The sequence below is a fragment of the Clostridium sp. Marseille-P3244 genome (assembly GCF_900120155.1).
Lineage (GTDB): Bacteria > Bacillota > Clostridia > Lachnospirales > Lachnospiraceae > Mediterraneibacter.
The window spans coordinates 1396577-1416543 of sequence record NZ_LT635549.1; the positions used below are offsets into that span (position 1 = coordinate 1396577).

Sequence of the window (19967 nt, forward strand, 5' to 3'; positions counted from 1 at the left end):
AACTATTTACGGATTTCAATCGGAGGTGGCTTATGGATAAACAGCAGACGGCGGTTAAGAACTTTTTGATGAAAGCGTATTATATGGATGAGCGGATCAACAGCAAGCTGGAGCAGGTAGCTTCCTTGAATGAATTGGCGATAAAAGCAACCTCGACCATGAGTGACATGCCTGGCAGCCCGAACCGGAACATCCACAAAACAGAGGACATCATTGTGAAGATTCTGGATCTGCAGAGGGAGATCCAGGAGGATGCCAATGAACTTCTGAACCTGAAGCAGGTGATCCGCCGGTGTATCAAGCAGGTGGAAGATCCAGAATGCCAGATCATTTTGGAAGAGAGGTATCTGCGGATGGTGAAATGGGAGCAGATCGCTACAACGCTGAACATGAGCATGAGGAAAGTGTTCCGGCTCCATGACGAGACGCTGAAAAAAATCGTGATCCCTGAAAGTTGGCAGTAAATGCTATAGATGTGCAGTATGGAAGTATGATATAGTTAAGATGGCAAAAATGAAAACAGGCCGTTGCGGAGAAAATCTGCAGCGGCTTTTTCTGTGGAAGAAAGAAGGTGGACAGATGCCGAGAAAACCAAAGAAGCCCTGTGCTTATCCGGGCTGTCCCAACCTGACGGATGGACGGTATTGTCCAGAGCATCAGAGCAAAGTGAACAGCGATTATGAGAAGTATGGCAGAGACAAGAATACCAAGAGAAAGTATGGTCGAGCCTGGAAGAGGATCCGGGATAAGTATGCGGCAGAGCATCCTTTCTGCGAGAGGTGCTTTGAACGAGGGATTCTTGTGGAGACGGAAGAGATCCACCACAAGCTGCCGCTGAGTGAAGGCGGCACTCATGACCGGAGAAATCTGATCGCGTTGTGCAAGTCGTGCCATTCCCGTGAGCACGCCGAGAGGGGAGATCGGTGGAGAAAAGCCCGGTAGGGGCGGGTAAAATCTCCACGGGAACAGCCTCCGGGGAACGGTGCGGGGGTGTCACGCACAAAAACGAGAAATCAAACGGGGAATTATCCCCTGCAAGTCTGGGGTTCCCGCGAAGCTTGCTTCGTGGGGAGAGGACGAGGAGGTGAGAGGAACATGGCGAAAGATGGAACGATGCGCGGCGGTGCCAGGGTTGGCTCTGGCAGGAAATCCAAAGCGCTGACGGAAAAGATCGGCAGCGGGCTGGCGGCATCGGTCATTGACCTTCCGGAGCCGGAAGAGATCAGCGGCGAGGACGTGCCTCCGGTGAAGGAGTTTTTAAAGGCGGCTCAGAAAAGCGGCATCGATCTCTGCGCGGAGGATGTGTTCCGGTCTACATTCCTCTGGCTGAAGGAGCGGGGATGTGACCGGCTGGTGAATACCCAGCTGATTGAGCAGTACGCTATGTCGGTGTCCCGGTGGGTGCAGTGCGAAACCTGTATTTCTGAATACGGTTTTCTGGCGAAGCATCCGACCACAGGGGCGGCGATCACTTCTCCGTATGTGACCATGAGCCAGAATTATTTGAAGCAGGTAAACCAGTGCTGGTATCAGATTTATCAGATTGTGAAGGAAAACTGTTCCGTGGAGTACGGCGGCGCCAATCCCCACGATGACCTGATGGAGCATCTGCTGTCTGCACGGAAACGGGGATAGGAGGACTTGGATGGAGTATGTAAGAAAAAGGCTTTCAGAATTAAAGCCGTATGAGAATAATCCGAGGGTCAATGATGAGGCGGTGGACGATGTTGCGGAGAGCATCCGGCAGTGTTCTTACATCGCACCAATCATCATTGATGAGGATGGCATGATCCTGGCCGGACACACGAGATATAAAGCTTTGAAGAAGCTGGGGTATCAGGAATGTGAAGTGGTTATCGTTTCCGATCTGACGGAAGCGCAGAAGAAAAAGTATCGTCTGTATGACAACAAAACGGCTGAGATGGCTTCCTGGGATCAAAGGAAGCTGAGTGCGGAATTGTGTGATGTGGATTTTCAGGGATATGATTTCGGACAGCCTGAGATTGCGATTCCTGATGATGAAACGGAAGAGGCAGGCCCTAAGACGATGACCTGTCCGTGCTGCGGGGAGGTGTTCGAGGTATGAAGCTTCAGAGATTAAAGCTGGCTGATATAGAACCATACAAGAATAATCCGAGAAAAAACGATAATGCGGTGAATGCTGTTGCGGAAAGTATTCGCCAGTGTTCCTATATTACGCCGATCATCGTAGATGAGAATTATGTGATCATCGCAGGCCATACCAGATACAAGGCGCTTGTCGCTCTTGGTATAGATGATGCGGAATGCCTGATCTGCGATGGGCTGACGGAGGAACAGAAGAAGAAATATCGGTTCCTGGATAACAAAATCGGCGAAAAGGCAACATGGGATCTGATGAAGTTGGAAGTCGAACTGGAAGGACTGGATCTGGAAGGGTTCGATTTTTTGGGCATGGCGGCCGACCTGCCTGTAGATAGTGACGGCAGCAGCGGTTCTGAAAAGGAACTGACCGGTACCACGGAAATAGATGCGGAGGTGTTTGGAGATGAAAAGTTCAAATACGAATGCCCGAACTGTGGTTTCCGGTTCAACTGAGTTTCCGTGGAAGTGGAGCCTGTCGGAACTGGAGAAAAGACCGAAGCATGGGCATACTGTGTTTTCCTGTTTTTCCTGTGGCGGCGGTTCCTCGATGGGATACAAGCTGGCAGGATATGATGTCGTGGGTAGCTGCGAGATCGATCCCGATATGATGAAGGTTTATAAGCAGAACAATCATCCGAAGCATTCATTTCTTATGGATGTCAGGGATTTTCTGAAATTGCCGGATGAAAAGATTCCGGAAGAGTTATTCCATCTGGATGTGCTGGACGGTTCGCCGCCTTGCTCCGTGTTTTCCACAGCCGGAGCCAGAGAAGAAGGATGGAATACGGAAAAGGTATTCCGTGAAGGGCAGGCAAAGCAGCGGCTGGATGATCTGTTCCTTTATTTTATAGCGATAGCGAAGAGACTGCAGCCGAAGGCTGTGATCGCGGAGAATGTGAAGGGGATCATCATTGGAAATGCCAAGGGCTGGGTCAACCAGATCGTGAAGGGGTTTGATGACGCAGGATATACAGTGCAGATCTTTTTGTTCAACGCGGCGAGGATGGGAGTGCCTCAGAAAAGGGAGCGCGTCTTTTTTATTGCCCATCGGAAAGACCTGAAATATCCGAAGCTGTCTATGGAGTTCCATTCTAAGCCGATCCCGTTTGGGGATGTCCGGGAGCCGTATGGCAAGCCGATGGATCCGGACAGCATGCAGGCGAAGCTTCTGAAATACCGGATTCCGACGGACCGCTGTATCGCGGATATCAATGAGCGGGTGCGGAAGGTGAAGAACAACGGTTTTTCCACTCCGATCAACAGGGATGAGGAACCGGTGCAGACAATCGTTTCCGGCAGCAGCCTTTACCGGATGTGCGATGGCCTGCTGATGACGGATAAGGATATCATCAGCTGCCAGACCTTCCCGCAGGATTATGATTTTATGGGACAGAGTGTCCAGTATATTTGCGGGATGAGTGTTCCGCCGGTGATGATGGCGAAAATCTCCGAGCAGGTGTACCGGCAGTGGCTGAAAGGCGGTGATGCGGATGAAGATGCGGAAACTGAAGAAATATAAGCCGACAAAGTTCAAGGCGAAGGATTCTGTTTACGATGAGGAAGCGGCAGATTTTGCCGTGAACTTTATCGAGTGCCTGTGCCACACCAAAGGCACCTGGGCCGGGAAGCCCTTTGAACTAATCGACTGGCAGGAGCAGATCATCCGGGATGTGTTTGGCACCATCAAGCCGAACGGCTACCGGCAGTTTAATACCGCATACATTGAGATCCCTAAGAAGCAAGGAAAATCGGAACTGGCTGCGGCAGTGGCCCTTCTGCTCTGCTGCGGAGATGGTGAGGAACGGGCGGAAGTGTATGGCTGTGCCGCAGACCGGCAGCAGGCGTCCATTGTTTTTGAAGTGGCGGCGGATATGGTGCGGATGTGTCCGGCCTTAAATAAGCGGGTGAAGATCCTGGCTTCCCAGAAGAGGATCATCTATCAGCCGACCAACAGTTTTTATCAGGTGCTGTCTGCGGAGGCCTACAGCAAGCATGGGTTTAATATTCATGGAGTTGTCTTTGATGAGCTGCATACCCAGCCGAACCGGAAGCTGTTCGATGTTATGACAAAGGGTTCCGGCGATGCCAGGATGCAGCCTCTGTATTTCCTGATCACTACAGCAGGGACGGATACCAACTCCATCTGCTATGAGACGCACCAGAAGGCAAAGGATATCCTGGAAGGCCGGAAGATCGACCCGACTTTTTACCCGGTGATCTATGGGGCGGATGAGGGTGACGACTGGACTGATCCGAAGGTCTGGAAGAAGGCCAACCCGTCTCTGGACATCACGGTGGGGATGGACAAGGTGAGGGCAGCCTGCGAGTCAGCAAAGCAGAATCCAGGAGAGGAAAACTCCTTCCGGCAGCTGCGGCTGAACCAGTGGGTGAAGCAGGCGGTGCGCTGGATGCCGATGGAGAAATGGGATCAATGCGCCTTCGCGGTCAATGAAGAGGAACTGGAAGGAAGGGTCTGCTACGGCGGCCTGGATCTTTCCTCCACCACGGACATCACGGCGTTTGTCCTGGTGTTCCCGCCTCTGGATGAGGAAGATAAGTTTCAGCTGCTCCCGTATTTCTGGATTCCGGAAGAGACGCTGGATCTGCGGGTGCGCAGGGATCATGTCCCCTATGATGTGTGGGAGCGGCAGGGTTTCCTGCAGACCACGGAGGGGAATGTGGTGCATTACGGATATATTGAGAAATTCATTGAACGCCTGGGGGAACGGTTCAACATCCGGGAGATTGCTTTTGACCGGTGGGGCGCCGTGCAGATGGTCCAGAACCTGGAAGGCATGGGATTCACGGTGGTTCCCTTCGGTCAGGGATTTAAGGATATGTCGCCGCCTACCAAGGAGCTGATGAAGCTGACATTGGAGCAGAGGATCGCCCACGGCGGGCATCCGGTGCTGCGGTGGATGATGGACAACATCTTCATCCGTACCGATCCGGCGGGGAATATCAAGGCGGATAAGGAGAAGTCCACGGAGAAGATCGATGGAGCGATCGCGGCGATCATGGGGCTGGACCGGGCGATCCGGTGCGGGAATGATACAGGGGAATCTGTTTACGATACCAGGGGACTGCTGGTATTTTGATAGGAGGTTTTGATGGGAATCTTAAGTTTGTTTGGATTTGGAAGGAGCAGGGATAAGCCGGAGAATCGGACTTCCGGCAGCGGCTATACCTTCTTTATGGGAGGGAGTACATCCGGGAAGCGGGTGAATGAACGGACGGCCATGCAGATGACGGCGGTGTACTCCTGCGTGAGGATCCTGTCGGAGGCGGTGGCCAGCCTGCCATTACAATTCTATAGATATACCGATGATGGCGGGAAAGAGAAAGCGGTGGAACATCCGCTTTATTTTTTGCTCCATGACGAGCCGAACCCGGAGATGACGTCTTTCGTGTTCCGGGAGACGCTGATGACGCACCTGCTTTTGTGGGGCAATGCCTACGCCCAGATCATCCGGAACGGAAGGGGCGAGGTGGTGGCCTTATATCCCCTGATGGCGGACCGGATGTATGTGGACAGGGATGACAAGGGGCAGCTGTACTACGAGTACACCCTGTATTCCGATGACGCGCCTACCATGAAGGGATCCATTGTCCGGCTGTCCCCATATGAAGTGCTGCATATCCCAGGTCTGGGATTTGACGGGCTGGTGGGCTATTCGCCCATCGCTATGGCGAAGAACGCCATCGGCATGGCCATGGCCTGCGAGGAATACGGGGCGAAGTTTTTCGCCAACGGCGCGGCGCCTTCCGGGGTGCTGGAGCATCCGGGGACGATTAAAGATCCCAGTCGGGTGCGGGAAAGCTGGCAGAGGACCTTCGGAGGAAGCGGGAACGCCAACAAGGTGGCGGTGCTGGAGGAAGGGATGAAGTACACGCCCATCTCTATCTCGCCGGAGCAGGCGCAGTTTCTGGAAACAAGGAAGTTCCAGCTGGATGAGATCGCCCGGATCTTCCGGGTTCCGCCCCATATGATCGGGGATCTGGAAAAGTCGTCTTTCAACAACATCGAGCAGCAGTCCCTGGAATTCGTGAAGTATACTTTGGATCCCTGGGTGTCCCGGTGGGAGCAGTCCATGGTGCGCTCTTTACTGTCCAGGGAAGAGAAAAAGCAGTATTTCATCAAGTTCAACGTGGACGGCCTGCTTCGCGGGGACTACCAGAGCCGGATGAACGGCTACGCCACGGCAAGGCAGAACGGCTGGATGAGCGCCAATGATATCCGGGAACTGGAAAACCTGGACCGGATCCCGGCGGAGCAGGGCGGGGATCTGTACCTGATCAATGGGAACATGACGAAGCTTGCGGATGCCGGATTGTTTGGGACATCTCGGCAGGAGGCTGCCGCAGGGGGAGAGGATCTTGCGGCAATGGGGAAAGGAGAAGAAATCCGATGAAAAAATTTTGGAACTGGAAAAGCAGGAAGATCCGGGATCAGGATTCCGGCAAAGAGAGCGTTGAGAGAGTGCTGTTCCTGAACGGAACGATTGCGGAAGAGAGCTGGTATGACGATGAAGTCACGCCGGCTCTTTTTAAGGAAGAGCTGATGGCGGGAAACGGCGATATCACGGTTTGGATCAACAGCCCCGGCGGGGACTGTGTGGCCGCGGCACAGATCTACAACATGCTGATGGATTATAAAGGGAATGTCACGGTAAAGATCGATGGGATCGCGGCATCCGCGGCAAGCGTGATCGCCATGGCAGGAACGAAGGTACTGATCTCGCCGGTAGGCATGCTGATGATCCATAACCCGGCCACCATCGCCTGGGGAGATTCCGGAGAAATGCAGAAGGCTATTGAGATGCTGGAAAGCGTGAAGGATTCCATCATCAACGCCTATGAGATCAAGACCGGCCTGTCCCGGACAAAGCTGTCCCACATGATGGACGCGGAGACCTGGATGGATGCCGGGAAAGCAGTGGAACTGGGGTTCGCGGACGGTATTTTAAGCCGTGAAGGATTCCCGGAGGACGCAGAACCTCCTGCGGTATCTATGCTCTATTCCGAAGCCGCCGCAGTCAATTCCTTAATGGATAAGATCGCGGCAAAGTGCAGGACAAAACCGAAAACCGAACCGACAGGCCGCAGCGTAGACAGTCTCTATGAGCGGCTTAATTTATTGAAGAATTAGAGGAGGACATGACGATGACGATTTTAGAGCTGAGAGAAAAGAGGGCGAAGGCGTGGGAGGCAGCGAAAGCCTTTCTGGATTCCCACAGGAATGAAAAAGGTGTGCTGTCTGCGGAGGATGACGCCGCCTATACCCGTATGGAACAGGAAATTACGGATCTGGGAAAAGAGATTGCCAGGATGGAGCGGCAGGAAGCCTTTGAGAGGGAACTGTCCCAGCCGGTGAATCAGCCCCTGACCGGACGTCCTGCATCCGGCAGTGCGGGAAAGGAAAAGACCGGCCGCGCTTCGGAGGAATATAAAACGAACTTCTGGAACGCCATGCGCTCCAAGGTGCCGCTTCCCAACGTGGTCAATGCCCTGGAAGAGGGCACGGATTCCGAGGGCGGGTATCTTGTGCCGGATGAGTATGAACGTACCCTGGTGGAAGCCCTGGAAGAGGAAAATGTGTTCCGCCAGCTGGCAAACGTGATCCGCACTTCCAGCGGCGACCGGAAGATCCCGGTGGTGGCAACGAAGGGAACGGCGTCCTGGATTGATGAGGAAGGGGCCTACACGGAGAGTGATGATTCCTTCGGCCAGGTATCCATCGGGGCCTACAAGGTGGGTACCATGATCAAGGTATCTGAGGAACTTCTTAATGACAGCGTTTTTGACCTGGAATCTTATATTGCGAAGGAATTCGCCCGCCGGATCGGGGCGAAGGAGGAAGAGGCGTTCTTTACCGGGGACGGCTCCGGGAAACCCTTGGGTGTCCTTGCGGCCACCGGCGGCGCTGAAACAGGGGTGACGGCAGCTTCCTCTACAGCCATTACGGCGGATGAACTGATGGATCTGTTCTATTCCCTGAAATCTCCCTATCGGAAGAAGGCAGTATGGGTGCTGAACGATTCTACCATCAAGGCGGTGCGGAAACTGAAGGACTCCACGGGGCAGTACCTGTGGCAGCCTTCCCTTGCGGCCGGTACGCCGGATACGCTCCTTGGCAGGCCGGTGAAGACTTCTGCCTATATGCCGGTGATCGCGGCGGGGGCAAAGACCATTGCCTTCGGCGATTTCAGCTATTACTGGATCGCGGACCGGCAGGGGCGTTCCTTTAAACGGCTGAATGAACTGTATGCCGCCAACGGCCAGGTGGGTTTCCTTGGCTCCCAGAGGGTAGATGGGAAGCTGGTGCTTTCCGAGGCAGTGAAGGTACTGGCGCAGAAGGCAGGTTCCTGATGGATTGATATGAGAAAAAAGGCGGTGCCTTCAGTTACAGAGGCACTGCCGATAGTAAAGGAGGGCAGGAAGGATGCTGGTGACCCTGGAAGAAATGAAAAATTACCTCCGGGTGGATGACAGTGAGGATGACGGGCTGATCACTGCGCTTTTGGCATCAGCGGAGCGGATGTGCATGGATATCCTGCGCACAGACGAGGAAAGCGGCCTGCAGGAGGCGGAGAATGGAAAACCGGCGGTGATGTATACCGTGGCCTATCTGTATGAACACCGGGAGGAAGCCGACCACCATGCCCTGGTCCTGACGCTGCGCTCCCTGCTCTTCGGCAGCCGGAAGGAGGCGTTCTGATGGAGATCGCTCTTCTGAATGTGAAAGTGACATTCCAGAAAAACTCCGTAGCTGCGGACGATATCGGAAACCGAAAAAATGTCTGGGAGGATTATTATACCTGCCATGCCACGGTCAGCGGGGAAAGCGGGCAGGAAAAGGCAGCAGCCGGATTGACGGTTGCGGATTCTGACATTGCTTTTACCATCCGTTTTTGTAAACGGGCGGCGGAGGTAACGGCGGACGGGTTCCGTATCCTGTTTCAAGGGGAGATCTACAATATCGCGGCTGTGGACCACATGAACTATAAGAAGAAAGCGCTGAAGTTCCGGTGTGAGAAAGCGAGGCGGTGACTATGGGACAGACCGTGCAGATCGGGGATCTGGCGGACGCTGTTATGGAGACATTGGAGGAATATGCGGATCTGGCTGTCGAAGATGTGAAACAGGCGGTTCGGGATACCGGGGAGACGGTAAGGAAGGAGATCCGTGCCAACGCCCCGAAGGATACCGGGGACTACGCCAAAAGCTGGGCGGTAAAGAAAACAAAAGAAACTTCCACCAGCCTGACGCTGACCGTCCATTCCAAAAACCGCTACCAGCTGGCCCATCTGCTGGAGTATGGCCATGCAAAGCGGGGCGGCGGACGGGTGGAGGGCAAAGCCCATATCGCCCCGGCGGAGGAGAAGGGGATCCGGCAGCTGGAAGAAGAGATCGAAAGGAGCCTGAGGGATGGATAAACTTCTGGATATTTTGAAAAGCACCGGCTTCCCCTATGCTTATGACCATTTCGCGGAAGGGGAAGCGCCGGATCCGCCGTTCCTTTGCTACCTGCTGCCGGGGAGCGATAACTTTTCCGCGGATGGGAAGGTCTATTACCGGATCAGCGAGGTGCGGGTGGAATTATATACGGACCAGAAGGATTTAGCCGCGGAGAGGAAGATGGAGGATGCCCTGGATGCGGCAGGAGTTTTTTATAACAAGACGGAAACCTGGATCGAAAGCGAAAAGCTGTATGAGGTTCTGTACTCTTTTGAGATGGAGGGAGTAGGAAATGTCTACAAAGAAGAATAAAGTAAAATTTAATATCTGCAACGTGCATTACGCGTTGATTACAGTGGATGATGACGGGGAGGTGACCTTTGGGACGCCGGTGGCTATGCCTGGAGCGGTATCCTTGTCTTTGGAGCCGAATGGAGAGCCGTCCAATTTTTATGCGGATGGGTACGCTTATTATACGATCTCCAATAACATGGGTTATGAGGGGGATCTGGAACTGGCCATGGTGCCGGAGAGTTTCCGGACGGATGTGCTGAAGGAATCCTTGGATGACAACAGCGTGCTGGTGGAGAGCGCCAATGTGGAAACAGCGAACTTTGCCCTGCTTTTTGAATTTGATGGGGATGTGAAGAAGATCCGACATGTGCTGTATAACTGCTCTGCGGCCAGGCCCAATATCGAGTCCGCGACCAATGAAGAGGAGATCGAGGTACAGACGGAAACGCTGGCCATCACGGCGGCGCCCCTGGCCAATGGGTATGTGAAGGCCCGTACCGGGGACAGCACCACGGATACCGTTTATACGGGCTGGTATACAGCGGTGTATCTGCCGGAGGTGACGCCGGATACCTCCGGGACACAGCAGTCCGGCCAGCAAGGGACAGATGATGAGACAGGAGGGGAGACCTTATGAGCATGAAACGGAATATCATGATTGACGGGCAGGAGGTCACTTTTAAGGCCTCCGCCGCTATCCCCCGGATCTACCGGATGCGGTTCCACCGGGATATTTATAAGGACCTGCGGGATCTGGAAAAGGGGATTGACAAGAATGACCCGGAGAATTCCAACCTGGACCTGTTTTCCCTGGAAATGTTTGAGAACATCGCCTATGTGATGGCGAAGCACGCTGACCCGTCCATCCCGGATACGCCGGAGGAATGGCTGGATGGGTTCAACACCTTTTCCATTTATCAGGTGCTGCCCCAGATCATTGAACTGTGGGGGCTGAACACCCAGACGGATGTGCAGGCTAAAAAAAACTTCGCCCGACTGACCGGGAAATGACAACACCTCTGTTCCTCCTGCGGTGCGTGCAGCTGGGGCTGTCCATCCGGGATCTGGATCTGCTGACCATTGGGATGGTGAATGATATGTATGTGGAGAGCCGGAACGATGAGCATAAGTATGCGGTAGTGGCCACGCAGGAGGATTTTGATAGGTTCTGATTGTTTATAGTTCTCATCCTTGCTATAATTGAGTAGGGAGAAATATCCCCTATTTTTAATGTAGAGTAGAGCAAATTGAGATGGGGAGAAAATATGATGGATATTCAAGAGTTGAGAAATGATAAAAAATTTGAAAACTGGCATGAATACGAACCGATGGATGCTCAATATGTGAGATATATTAAAACGGATCCTTCTGTATTGGCTGCAGGGCATAAAATCAATGATGTATACCATACATTTTGTGATGCAAGAGCTTCATTACTACAAGCCAATTACAAAAATTATGGAGATTTGTGTGCCGATAATGAGATCAGTAGATTATACATAAAGACGAAATTTTTAAAAGATGCTCTTATGGAATATGCAATATGTCTTGATTTGAGTTGGCAAGTGGTATGGGCTTATATTCAGCCCAGTTCTTTTGCTTATTTGGTTCAAAAGAAATATAAGGAAATGGAAAAGTTATGTACAGAAGACAATGTACATTCACAATTAAATTGTGCAATAGCACAAAATGTAGATAAAGCAAAAAGAATAAAGGACTTGATAATATGCTTTGGAGATGAAAAGACAGTCAGAGACATTAGAAGCATATATAATAGCATAAAACATCGTGGTATGATGTATTTTAAAGGTTTCTCTAAAGAAGATATATCAAAGTTTCTTTTTGATCCCAATATTGAAATGCCTCTTAAAAGAGAAACATATGATCCTAATTATATTCAGGAGTTATTATTATCGTATCACGAAAAATTTGAAGAATATTTTAACGACTTGATTTCTTTGATTATGCCGATAGATTATAAAAATAATGATATTGGGATAATCAATTACATAAGTATTCTTGATGAAATCAAAAAATTCAACTAGAGTAATACGTTTAAAAATCATTTAATATTTGCATAATTGTGAGGAATCCTTTGTAAAAAGCTCGGAGAAATCCGGGCTTTTTCTATGTCCATTTTCAGGAGGTGGCAACACATGGCAAGCCGGATTAAGGGCATTACAGTGGAGATTGGCGGCGATACCAGAGGACTGGAAAAGTCGCTTGCCGCAGTGAACAATTCCATAAAGAAGACCCAGAGCCAGCTTCGGGATGTAAATAACCTTCTGAAACTGGATCCGTCCAACACCATCCTTCTGGCGCAGAAGCAGGAACTTCTGCAGTCGGCCATCGGGGATACGGAAAAGAAGCTGGAAGCCCTGGAACAGGCCCAGGAGGATGTGGCGAAAGCCTTTGAACGTGGTGACCTGGGGAAAGACCGGTACATGGCTTTCCAACGTGAAGTAGAAGAAACCCGTGGAGCGCTGAACCGGTATAAGGCAGACTTGTCTGGTTTGCAGTCAGAGCAGGAGCGGCTGGCATCCAATACGGAGCGGCTGAATAAGCTGTTTGCGGCTACAGGTTCCAGTGTGGATGATTACGCCGATGTGCTGGGGAGCCGCCTGGTGACGGCGATCCGGAATGGGACGGCTTCTTCTGATCAACTGAAAACCGCTGTGGAGAAGATCGGGAAGGCGGTCACCGGCGGGAAGGCAGACATTAAGCAGCTGACAGACGCCCTGGATACAGTAGATGACGGGCAGGCGGTACGAAATCTGATCAATGATCTGAATGATGTGGGTGACGCTGCTCAGGACGCTGCGGATGACATCGGGGAGATTGCCCAGGCCACCAAGGGTGCAGCGCTTATGGAAGCCGCTGACCAGTTATCTGTGGTGGGGGATAAGATCCAGGATGTGGGAGATAAGGCGGTATCCGCTTATGCGGAGATTGAGACGGCCGTTTCTAAAGTAAACGCCTACTTCGGGGAGACCGGGGAGGCGGCGGAAGCCAGCGCTGAAATCGTGAAAAACGTGTACGGCTCCGGCGTGGGCCAGAGTATGGACGCGGTGGCGGAAGCGGTCATCATGGTCAAGAAGAATCTGGGAGAGCTTTCCGATACTGACCTTACGAACCTTACCAAGCAGGCGCTGACGCTGGAAGAACTGTACGGGATCGACATGAATGAGACCCTTCGGGGCGTCAACTCTCTGATGAAGCAGTATGGCCTGACCGCACAGGAGGCCATGGATTATATTGTCCGAGGTACGCAGAACGGCTTGGACAAGACCAATGAGTTGGGGGATAACCTGTCCGAGTATGCCGGGAAATTTGAGCAGGCTGGGTATTCTGCTTCCGAGTATTTTCAGCTTCTGCAGAATGGCCTGCAGGGAGGCGCTTATAACCTGGACAAGGTCAATGACGCGGTCAATGAGGTGACCACCCGTCTGGCGGATGGAACCATCGGGGATTCCATTGACCTGTATTCCCAGAAGACCCAATCTTTATTCCTTGCATGGCAGAACGGGGAGGCCACCCAGAAGCAGGTAATCGATTCCATTGTGGCAGATATTGGAAACTGCACCAGCCAGCAGGAAGCCCTGAACATGGCGGCCCAGGCATTTGGGACCATGGCTGAGGACGGGAACCTAAAATTTATTACTTCCCTGACTTCTGTGGGAGAGACTTATGACAGCGTTGCCGGGTCAGCGGAAAATCTGTTCAGCCAGACACAGACGCCTATGCAGGAGATGGAAGCCAATACGAGGAAGCTGCAGCAGGCGCTGGTGCCTCTGGGAGAAAAGATCGTGGAGCTGGCCAACGTGGTGCTGCCGCCCCTGGTGGCCATCATCACAGCAGTGAGCGAGGTATTCGGCATGCTGCCTGAGCCGGTGCAGAATTTTGTGGTGATCCTTGGGGCTTTGCTGGTGGCGTTTACCGCATTGACGCCGGTAATCGCGGCCCTGGCGGTGTCCTTCGGGGCACTGAACATCTCCCTGCTTCCCGTGATCGGCATTATTGCCGGGGTGGCGGCGGCCATTGCCGGGATCATCGCTATCGTCAAAAACTGGGGAGCGATTACGGAATGGTTCGGGAACCTGTGGCAGACGGTATCCCAAAAGCTGATGGAATTATGGAACGGGTTGGCAGTCTTTTTTACGGAGACGATCCCGGCAGCGTTCCAGATCTTCATCAGCTTTTTTTCTGCCATCCCGGACTGGTGGAGCGGCCTGTGGTCACAGGTATCCGCGTTTTTCGCGAATACCTGGAACGCAATCCTGCAGAATCCCATTGTCCAGCTGGTGGTGACAACGATTACTTCTTTGTGGGAGAATGCGAAAAATACTCTGCAGGGGATCTGGTCGGGAATTTGCCAGATTGCCTCCGGCGCTTTTGAACTGCTGAAAAATGTGATCTTGGCTCCGGTGCTTCTGCTGATCGATTTGGTGACAGGAAATTTCTCCCAGTTTGCCTTCGATGCGGCCAATATCTGGAACAATATCAGAAATGCGGCTTCCCAGATCTGGTCGGGAATCCGGCAGGTGGTGACTTCTGCAGCTTCGGGACTGAAGCAGGGCGTGGAAACTGTGCTTTCGGCTCTGTCCCAGTTTGCCTCTCAGATCTGGTCCGCCATGAAGCAGACGGCGTCTTCTGTCTGGAACGGCATCAAGACCACGGTGGTGAATATCGCATCCACCTTGCGTGAAGCGGCGGTGTCCGCTTTCCAGCGGATGGTTTCCGGGATTGGCTCCGCCCTTTCCGGGCTGTATTCGGTTGTAAGCAATGGATTTTCTTCCGCCATCCGGTTTATCACCGGGCTGCCGGGACAGGCGTTCCAGTGGGGGAAAGATTTCATTCAGGGGCTGATCAACGGGATTTCCAGCATGATCCAGAGTGTGATCAACACAATTTCCGGTCTGGCTGACCGGATCCGATCTTTCCTGCACTTCTCGGCTCCGGATGAGGGGCCGCTGGCAGATTATGAGACCTGGATGCCGGACTTCATGAAGGGGCTGGCGAGCGGCATTGAGAAGAACCGGAACCTGGTGGAGAAAGCTGTCCGGGATGTGGCTTCGGATATGGTGATTTCCCCGAAAATGAACGGGCCAGAGTATGGCTATGCCAATGGCGCTTTATCCGGCGGGAACATATCCGACCTGATCTCCGGGATCTCTTCTGCGGTGTCAGAAGCATTGGCAGGCTTTTCCGGCTCGCAGGGGAATATTGTGATCCCGGTGTATGTCGGCGGGACGCTTCTGGATGAACTGGTAGTGACAGCGCAGGCAAGACAGAACCTGCGGTCAGGAGGGAGGTAAACCATGGCATTTATACAATATCTGACCTTTGACGGGATAGCCCTCCCTTTGCCGGATTCCTATGAAGTACAGATGGATGATGTGGAGGCGGATTCCGGCGGGGAGACGGAAGCTGGTACAATGCAGCGAGATGTGGTGCGCGCAGGCGTGGTGAGCATCCCGGTGACATTTTCTGTTTCGGCAAAGTGGCTGAAGATCCTGACGGAGTTTAAGCAGCAGGAAAAGATTACCGTGGGGTATTTTGATACAGAGACGCTGGCTTTGAATACGGCGGAGATGTATGTGGAAGGATATAAGGCTTCTCTGGTAAAGGATACTTCTCGGAAAGGTCTGTGGACGGTGAGTTTTACGCTGAGGGAGTTTTGAATGTGTATTCTTTTTTGGGGGAAATTGTGGTATATTTGAGAAAAACGAATTGGAAATTGTGTGGGAGGTAGAGTATTCATGGGAAAATTCTTTTTGTTCATGCTCTATATTGTTTTTGCATTTATTTTAGGGATTTTATCAGTTGTATTAAAGAAAAAGCATACTCAATTTCCTGATTTTAGGGTAGGATACCACAATAAAAAGATAATGGAAAATAAAGAAAAGTGGGACTATGCAAATAATGTTGCAGGAAATTTATGTGCTTTGTTTGCGGTTATCGGTATAATTGTTTCCGCAATTTTATATCTGCTTAAAGCAAATATGAATATAACAATAATAATATTCTTTATATACAGTATAGCTACAATATTAGCCATTTTGGTGTTGCCAGTAAAATTAATAAAGAAATAACTACCATTCTCTGCAATAAAATTAAAGTCAAATCGGTCAATCCTAAGTTGTTGAGTTAGATGATTCTGATATTTTATATTGCCAAGAGCATCAGTCAGAAATGATTGGTGCTTTTTTGATGCCTGGAAACGGAAGGAGGGATGTCCGATGTACCCGGTGAGCGAGGCGTTCCTGCAGGCGGTGCAGGGGAACACCCGGAAATATTACTGGACAGGGAAGATCACCACAGCAGGCGGCGTGGAGTATCCCTTTGATCAGGAGGATATTGTGAAAGGCAGCGGTTATATCACGGCCCAGTGCTGCGGCAATTCGGAGATCGAGCTTGGGGCGGTGTATGCGGCAGAGATGGGGATCAGCCTGTTTCTTGATATTGACCGGTATACGCTGGAGGATGCGGAGGTGGAATTATCCTATCATCTCCGGCTTGCCAGCGGCACTTATGAGACTGTTCCTATGGGGATCTTTGAAGTGAGTGAAGCCAACCGATCAGTCCATGTGCTGGAACTGAAGGCTTATGATCGGATGCTCCGCTTTGACCGGACTTTCAATGGTTTTGAAACCATCGGCACCGCTTATGGGATGATGGCGCTGTGCAGTACGGCCTGCGGGGTGGAACTGGCGCAGACCCAGGCGGAGATTGAGGCGCTCCCGAATGGATCAGAGCTGCTCTCCATTTATCCGGAGAATGACATTGAGACCTACCGGGATGTGCTGTATTTTACGGCACAGGTGCTGGGCGGATTTTTCTGCATCAATAGAGCCGGGAAGCTGGAATTCCGCCAGTACGGGGAGACGCCGGTGATGGAGATTCTGCAGAAGCATCGGTTTTCCAGCAGCTTCTCTGATTTTGTGACCCGGTACACGGCAGTCAGTTCCACCAACCTGCGGACGCAGGCTGCTGAGTATTACGCCCTGGAAACAGACGATGGTCTGACTATGAACCTGGGAGTCAACCCGTTACTGCAGTTTGGTCTGGAAGAGACCAGGGCAGAACTGTGTGGGAACATCCTGGATGCCCTTTCCAAAGTGAACTATGTGCCTTTTGATTCAGATACCATCGGAAATCCGGCATTGGATCTGGGGGATGTGCTGACTTTCTCCGGCGGGCAGGCGGATGACCAGCAGATCACCTGTGTGACGTCTTTTACGGTTAAGATCGGCGGACGGCAGAGCCTGAAATGCGTGGGGAAGAATCCAAGACTTTCCCAGGCAAAGTCCAAGAACGATAAAAATATTTCCGGTCTGCTGAACCAGATTGAGGCGGGAAAGATCGGCATCCACACCTTTACCAATGCCTCTGAATATATCATCGGAGAGACAAGCGTGCGGATCATCAGCATTGAGTTCGCTTCCAAAGAGGAAAACCATGCCCAGTTCTTCGGGCAGGTGGTGGTGGACGTAGCGGCTGATCCGGCTGTAAGGTCAGCCAATGCCAGCGGCACAATTGTGATTCCATTTCCTTCCGGGAATACAGGAGACAGCGGAGGGACATCCGGTGGAGCAACGGATACAGAAAATGGTTCTGAGGATGGTGCTGCCGGGGAAGAGACCACGGATATTTCCGTAGATGTAAGCCTGCCGGTGACCTGGACGGAGGACGGGAAGGCGGTCTGCCATGTGACCTTTGAACTGAACAACGCGGAGATCCTGCTCCATCATCCGGTGGAGACCTGGCACAGCGGGAAGCACATCTTGTCTTTGTATTACCCGATTGAAAATATCGTGCCGAATATCACAAACACTTTCAATGTGTACCTGCGTATGGAGGACGGCTCCGGAAGCGTGGGGGTCGGGGACTGCATTGCGTCCATCAGCGGCCAGGCCATGGCGGCTGCGGCAGCATGGGACGGCAGGATCGATATTGAGGAAACTGCGGCTCTGTTTTCTGTAGGCGGCGGCCTGCAGGGAAAGGGCTTTACAGATGTGATGGCAGTGGAAACGATGGAACTGGTGCAGAAAAGCTATTCGGATACCCTGACTGTGAAGCCGAAGATCGGGGCGTTCTGCCGCCCGGTGACGCTGCCGGTATCCAGTGATTCAGAATGATGGGAGGAAACAGACATGACTTTAAAAGGCGTGATGACAATCGAACTGACGGATGAAAATACCGGGGTGGTAGAAACGGTCACGGAAGAGAACATAATCACAGAGTCCGTCAATAATATCCTGGGGTTAAACCCTATGGGTATCTTTTACGCGGCAACCGGCGAGTATGACGATGCGGTCCTATGGAATGGGAACCTTCTTCCCATCTGCCCCAACATGATCGGCGGCATCCTGCTCTTTTCCGAAGCGCTGACGGAGGATGAGGAACTGCTGTATGAAAGCTCCGACAACCTGCCGGTGGCTTACGCTTCCAACAATGTCAATTCTACGGCGAACCTGGCCAGGGGGAGTCTGAACCTGACGGAGAGCATGGCTCTTTCCAACGGCTATAAATTTGTGTGGGAGTTTACGCCCAACCAGGGCAACGGGACGATCGCGGCGGTGGCGCTGACCAGCGCCCTGGGCGGACAGAATGGTTTTGGAAGCCTTGTGGGGGATGCCAGCACTTTCCTTCAGTTAAAGGCGGCGGATATCGGGTCAATCCCGGACGCCAATAAGATGGTGCTGTTTGAGGCGGTGGAGATGGATTTCGAGAACGGCCTGCTGTATTCCATCACCTTTGAGAACGCAGCCGTCCGGATCCGGAAACTGCGGATCCCGGTGTTTTCCATCGGGCTGAATGAGAAGCTGGATGATTCCACTTATACCGTCCTGGATGATGAGGTGCTGACGCCGGAAACCTTTGAGTTCCTGGGAAGCTATACCAAGTATGGGGAATTCATGGACGGGCAGGACGGATACTGGTACGGGTTCTCCAATGAGGGAAATTCTTCCGGGGATGCAACAATGCTCTGGATCAAGATTTCCAAAACGGATTATTCCTTTACCGAAGGGCAGTGGACGCTGTCCAATGCCAAGCTGATGGATGTGGGGAACCGGGAGAACGGCACCTTTGCGGAACGTGTGGTTAAATGCTGCGTCCGGGGCGGGTATCTGTATGTGCCAGCTTATGACAAGACGGGGATCTATAAGATCAGCCTTTCCAATTCCACGGATGTGACGCTGATCGAGTTCGGCTTTACGTCCAAGTGGAAGCCCTTGTGCGAGACCGGCTCCTGCGAGCTGTACCTGACGCTCATCGGGGATCTGATCATCGGCGGGGATTTCCAGATCACGGCGGAGGATACGGTGGTCCATACCCAGGGAAACGTCCGGCTCAACAACGCCGCGACGCCCCTGTTCCAGTATAAGAACTTCCTGATCGGCTGGGGCGGAAGCTACGGAAATGAGTACCGGACGGCTTATCTCCTGACGCCGTACCTGGCGTCCATCAACAACCTTTCCTCAGCGGTGGTGAAGACCGTGGATAAGACCATGAAGATCACCTACACGCTGACGGAACAACCCGATCCCGTGCCGTAAGGGAAAGAGCTGCCCTGGAAAGGGCAGGCGGCACTTTATATAGAGAAACTGACTGGCAGGCGCTCTTTTGGGGCGTCTTTTCTTATGGGAAAGCGAGGAATAAAAGCAATGAAAGAATTTTGGAACATGATCCAGATGGTATTTGCCGCGGTGGGCGGCTGGCTGGGGTATTACCTGGGCGGCTGTGACGGCCTGCTGCTGGCTCTGGTGGCTTTCGCGGCGGCGGATTATCTGACCGGTGTGATGTGCGCGATCAGTGACCGGAACCTGTCCAGCAATGTAGGTTTTAAGGGTATCTGCCGGAAGGTGCTGATCTTCCTTCTGGTGGGGATCGCCAACATCCTGGATGTCCATGTCATCGGCACCGGATCGGTGCTGCGGACGGCAGTGATCTTTTTCTATATTTCCAATGAGGGCGTGAGCCTTTTGGAGAACGCAGCGCACCTGGGGCTTCCGGTGCCGGAGAAGATCAAGGCGGTGCTGGAGCAGCTCCATGACCGGGCAGAGAAAATAGAAACGGAGGAAAAATGA

At 52.4% G+C, this 19967-nt stretch carries 24 protein-coding genes; all 24 read left to right on the plus strand.

The window, feature by feature from the left end; all coding sequences use genetic code 11:
• Positions 1-32 precede the first annotated feature (32 nt).
• The 24 genes from BQ7367_RS08425 to BQ7367_RS08535 all read left to right on the plus strand — a co-directional run bounded on the left by BQ7367_RS08425 (position 33) and on the right by BQ7367_RS08535 (position 19967).
• Complete coding sequence (locus BQ7367_RS08425; protein WP_072525033.1) at positions 33-464, plus strand: DUF1492 domain-containing protein; 432 nt, start codon at positions 33-35, stop codon at positions 462-464.
• Positions 465-579: 115 nt separating this feature from the next.
• Positions 580-942: an HNH endonuclease signature motif containing protein gene (locus tag BQ7367_RS08430; protein ID WP_072526149.1), complete on the plus strand. Its 363-nt coding sequence runs from the start codon at positions 580-582 to the stop codon at positions 940-942.
• 153 nt (positions 943-1095) lie between these two features.
• Positions 1096-1635: a P27 family phage terminase small subunit gene (locus BQ7367_RS08435; protein WP_072525034.1), complete on the plus strand. Its 540-nt coding sequence runs from the start codon at positions 1096-1098 to the stop codon at positions 1633-1635.
• A gap of 10 nt (positions 1636-1645) precedes the next feature.
• Positions 1646-2086 carry a ParB N-terminal domain-containing protein gene (locus tag BQ7367_RS08440; RefSeq protein WP_072525035.1) on the plus strand — a complete coding sequence of 147 codons (441 nt, stop codon included), beginning with the start codon at positions 1646-1648 and terminating at the stop codon, positions 2084-2086.
• The gene (locus BQ7367_RS08445; RefSeq protein WP_072525036.1) at positions 2083-2577 is read left to right on the plus strand and encodes a ParB N-terminal domain-containing protein; all 495 of its coding nucleotides are present in this window, start codon (positions 2083-2085) and stop codon (positions 2575-2577) included. The genes BQ7367_RS08440 and BQ7367_RS08445 overlap by 4 nt, the downstream gene beginning before the upstream one ends.
• The gene (locus tag BQ7367_RS08450; RefSeq protein WP_072525037.1) at positions 2528-3643 is read left to right on the plus strand and encodes a DNA cytosine methyltransferase; all 1116 of its coding nucleotides are present in this window, start codon (positions 2528-2530) and stop codon (positions 3641-3643) included. The genes BQ7367_RS08445 and BQ7367_RS08450 overlap by 50 nt, the downstream gene beginning before the upstream one ends.
• On the plus strand, positions 3621-5222 hold the full coding sequence (locus BQ7367_RS08455) for a terminase large subunit (protein ID WP_200786782.1): 1602 nt from the start codon (positions 3621-3623) through the stop codon (positions 5220-5222). Before BQ7367_RS08450 ends, BQ7367_RS08455 begins: the two co-directional genes overlap by 23 nt.
• 12 nt (positions 5223-5234) lie before the next feature.
• Positions 5235-6536 carry a phage portal protein gene (locus BQ7367_RS08460; protein ID WP_072525039.1) on the plus strand — a complete coding sequence of 434 codons (1302 nt, stop codon included), beginning with the start codon at positions 5235-5237 and terminating at the stop codon, positions 6534-6536.
• The gene (locus tag BQ7367_RS08465; RefSeq protein ID WP_072525040.1) at positions 6533-7273 is read left to right on the plus strand and encodes a head maturation protease, ClpP-related; all 741 of its coding nucleotides are present in this window, start codon (positions 6533-6535) and stop codon (positions 7271-7273) included. The genes BQ7367_RS08460 and BQ7367_RS08465 overlap by 4 nt, the downstream gene beginning before the upstream one ends.
• Before the next feature lie 14 nt (positions 7274-7287).
• On the plus strand, positions 7288-8493 hold the full coding sequence (locus BQ7367_RS08470) for a phage major capsid protein (protein ID WP_072525041.1): 1206 nt from the start codon (positions 7288-7290) through the stop codon (positions 8491-8493).
• Positions 8494-8566: 73 nt separating this feature from the next.
• Complete coding sequence (locus BQ7367_RS08475) at positions 8567-8842, plus strand: head-tail connector protein (RefSeq protein ID WP_072525042.1); 276 nt, start codon at positions 8567-8569, stop codon at positions 8840-8842.
• Positions 8842-9174, plus strand: coding sequence for a phage head closure protein (locus tag BQ7367_RS08480; protein ID WP_072525043.1), 333 nt, complete (start codon positions 8842-8844; stop codon positions 9172-9174). The genes BQ7367_RS08475 and BQ7367_RS08480 overlap by 1 nt, the downstream gene beginning before the upstream one ends.
• A 2-nt stretch (positions 9175-9176) precedes the next feature.
• A complete protein-coding gene (locus tag BQ7367_RS08485; RefSeq protein WP_072525044.1) occupies positions 9177-9560 on the plus strand; it encodes an HK97 gp10 family phage protein in 384 nt (127 codons plus the stop codon).
• Positions 9553-9894 carry a hypothetical protein gene (locus BQ7367_RS08490; RefSeq protein WP_072525045.1) on the plus strand — a complete coding sequence of 114 codons (342 nt, stop codon included), beginning with the start codon at positions 9553-9555 and terminating at the stop codon, positions 9892-9894. Before BQ7367_RS08485 ends, BQ7367_RS08490 begins: the two co-directional genes overlap by 8 nt.
• Positions 9875-10513: a major tail protein gene (locus tag BQ7367_RS08495; RefSeq protein WP_072525046.1), complete on the plus strand. Its 639-nt coding sequence runs from the start codon at positions 9875-9877 to the stop codon at positions 10511-10513. The genes BQ7367_RS08490 and BQ7367_RS08495 overlap by 20 nt, the downstream gene beginning before the upstream one ends.
• Positions 10510-10887, plus strand: a complete 378-nt coding sequence (locus tag BQ7367_RS08500) for a hypothetical protein (protein WP_072525047.1) — start codon at positions 10510-10512, stop codon at positions 10885-10887. The genes BQ7367_RS08495 and BQ7367_RS08500 overlap by 4 nt, the downstream gene beginning before the upstream one ends.
• Positions 10884-11048: a hypothetical protein gene (locus tag BQ7367_RS14605; RefSeq protein WP_166430228.1), complete on the plus strand. Its 165-nt coding sequence runs from the start codon at positions 10884-10886 to the stop codon at positions 11046-11048. The genes BQ7367_RS08500 and BQ7367_RS14605 overlap by 4 nt, the downstream gene beginning before the upstream one ends.
• Before the next feature lie 93 nt (positions 11049-11141).
• Positions 11142-11921, plus strand: coding sequence for a hypothetical protein (locus BQ7367_RS08505; protein WP_143142975.1), 780 nt, complete (start codon positions 11142-11144; stop codon positions 11919-11921).
• Positions 11922-12032: 111 nt separating this feature from the next.
• Positions 12033-15191 (plus strand): phage tail tape measure protein, encoded by a 3159-nt coding sequence (locus tag BQ7367_RS14250; protein ID WP_083588908.1) that lies wholly within the window; start codon positions 12033-12035, stop codon positions 15189-15191.
• Between the two features lie 3 nt (positions 15192-15194).
• Positions 15195-15557, plus strand: coding sequence for a hypothetical protein (locus BQ7367_RS08515; protein ID WP_072525049.1), 363 nt, complete (start codon positions 15195-15197; stop codon positions 15555-15557).
• Positions 15558-15617: 60 nt separating this feature from the next.
• A complete protein-coding gene (locus BQ7367_RS08520) occupies positions 15618-15968 on the plus strand; it encodes an SdpI family protein (protein ID WP_159431645.1) in 351 nt (116 codons plus the stop codon).
• Between the two features lie 147 nt (positions 15969-16115).
• Complete coding sequence (locus BQ7367_RS08525) at positions 16116-18014, plus strand: hypothetical protein (protein WP_072525051.1); 1899 nt, start codon at positions 16116-16118, stop codon at positions 18012-18014.
• 15 nt (positions 18015-18029) lie between these two features.
• Complete coding sequence (locus tag BQ7367_RS08530) at positions 18030-19436, plus strand: hypothetical protein (protein WP_072525052.1); 1407 nt, start codon at positions 18030-18032, stop codon at positions 19434-19436.
• A gap of 108 nt (positions 19437-19544) precedes the next feature.
• The gene (locus BQ7367_RS08535) at positions 19545-19967 is read left to right on the plus strand and encodes a phage holin family protein (protein ID WP_072525053.1); all 423 of its coding nucleotides are present in this window, start codon (positions 19545-19547) and stop codon (positions 19965-19967) included.

Bases quoted from the DNA above. Each gene is read 5' to 3' on its own strand.
- BQ7367_RS08425 (WP_072525033.1), top strand. From the start codon at position 33: ATGGATAAACAGCAGACGGCGGTTAAGAACTTTTTGATGAAAGCGTAT.
- BQ7367_RS08430 (WP_072526149.1), top strand. From the start codon at position 580: ATGCCGAGAAAACCAAAGAAGCCCTGTGCTTATCCGGGCTGTCCCAAC.
- BQ7367_RS08435 (WP_072525034.1), top strand. From the start codon at position 1,096: ATGGCGAAAGATGGAACGATGCGCGGCGGTGCCAGGGTTGGCTCTGGC.
- BQ7367_RS08440 (WP_072525035.1), top strand. From the start codon at position 1,646: ATGGAGTATGTAAGAAAAAGGCTTTCAGAATTAAAGCCGTATGAGAAT.
- BQ7367_RS08445 (WP_072525036.1), top strand. From the start codon at position 2,083: ATGAAGCTTCAGAGATTAAAGCTGGCTGATATAGAACCATACAAGAAT.
- BQ7367_RS08450 (WP_072525037.1), top strand. From the start codon at position 2,528: ATGAAAAGTTCAAATACGAATGCCCGAACTGTGGTTTCCGGTTCAACT.
- BQ7367_RS08455 (WP_200786782.1), top strand. From the start codon at position 3,621: ATGCGGAAACTGAAGAAATATAAGCCGACAAAGTTCAAGGCGAAGGAT.
- BQ7367_RS08460 (WP_072525039.1), top strand. From the start codon at position 5,235: ATGGGAATCTTAAGTTTGTTTGGATTTGGAAGGAGCAGGGATAAGCCG.
- BQ7367_RS08465 (WP_072525040.1), top strand. From the start codon at position 6,533: ATGAAAAAATTTTGGAACTGGAAAAGCAGGAAGATCCGGGATCAGGAT.
- BQ7367_RS08470 (WP_072525041.1), top strand. From the start codon at position 7,288: ATGACGATTTTAGAGCTGAGAGAAAAGAGGGCGAAGGCGTGGGAGGCA.
- BQ7367_RS08475 (WP_072525042.1), top strand. From the start codon at position 8,567: ATGCTGGTGACCCTGGAAGAAATGAAAAATTACCTCCGGGTGGATGAC.
- BQ7367_RS08480 (WP_072525043.1), top strand. From the start codon at position 8,842: ATGGAGATCGCTCTTCTGAATGTGAAAGTGACATTCCAGAAAAACTCC.
- BQ7367_RS08485 (WP_072525044.1), top strand. From the start codon at position 9,177: ATGGGACAGACCGTGCAGATCGGGGATCTGGCGGACGCTGTTATGGAG.
- BQ7367_RS08490 (WP_072525045.1), top strand. From the start codon at position 9,553: ATGGATAAACTTCTGGATATTTTGAAAAGCACCGGCTTCCCCTATGCT.
- BQ7367_RS08495 (WP_072525046.1), top strand. From the start codon at position 9,875: ATGTCTACAAAGAAGAATAAAGTAAAATTTAATATCTGCAACGTGCAT.
- BQ7367_RS08500 (WP_072525047.1), top strand. From the start codon at position 10,510: ATGAGCATGAAACGGAATATCATGATTGACGGGCAGGAGGTCACTTTT.
- BQ7367_RS14605 (WP_166430228.1), top strand. From the start codon at position 10,884: ATGACAACACCTCTGTTCCTCCTGCGGTGCGTGCAGCTGGGGCTGTCC.
- BQ7367_RS08505 (WP_143142975.1), top strand. From the start codon at position 11,142: ATGATGGATATTCAAGAGTTGAGAAATGATAAAAAATTTGAAAACTGG.
- BQ7367_RS14250 (WP_083588908.1), top strand. From the start codon at position 12,033: ATGGCAAGCCGGATTAAGGGCATTACAGTGGAGATTGGCGGCGATACC.
- BQ7367_RS08515 (WP_072525049.1), top strand. From the start codon at position 15,195: ATGGCATTTATACAATATCTGACCTTTGACGGGATAGCCCTCCCTTTG.
- BQ7367_RS08525 (WP_072525051.1), top strand. From the start codon at position 16,116: ATGTACCCGGTGAGCGAGGCGTTCCTGCAGGCGGTGCAGGGGAACACC.
- BQ7367_RS08530 (WP_072525052.1), top strand. From the start codon at position 18,030: ATGACTTTAAAAGGCGTGATGACAATCGAACTGACGGATGAAAATACC.
- BQ7367_RS08535 (WP_072525053.1), top strand. From the start codon at position 19,545: ATGAAAGAATTTTGGAACATGATCCAGATGGTATTTGCCGCGGTGGGC.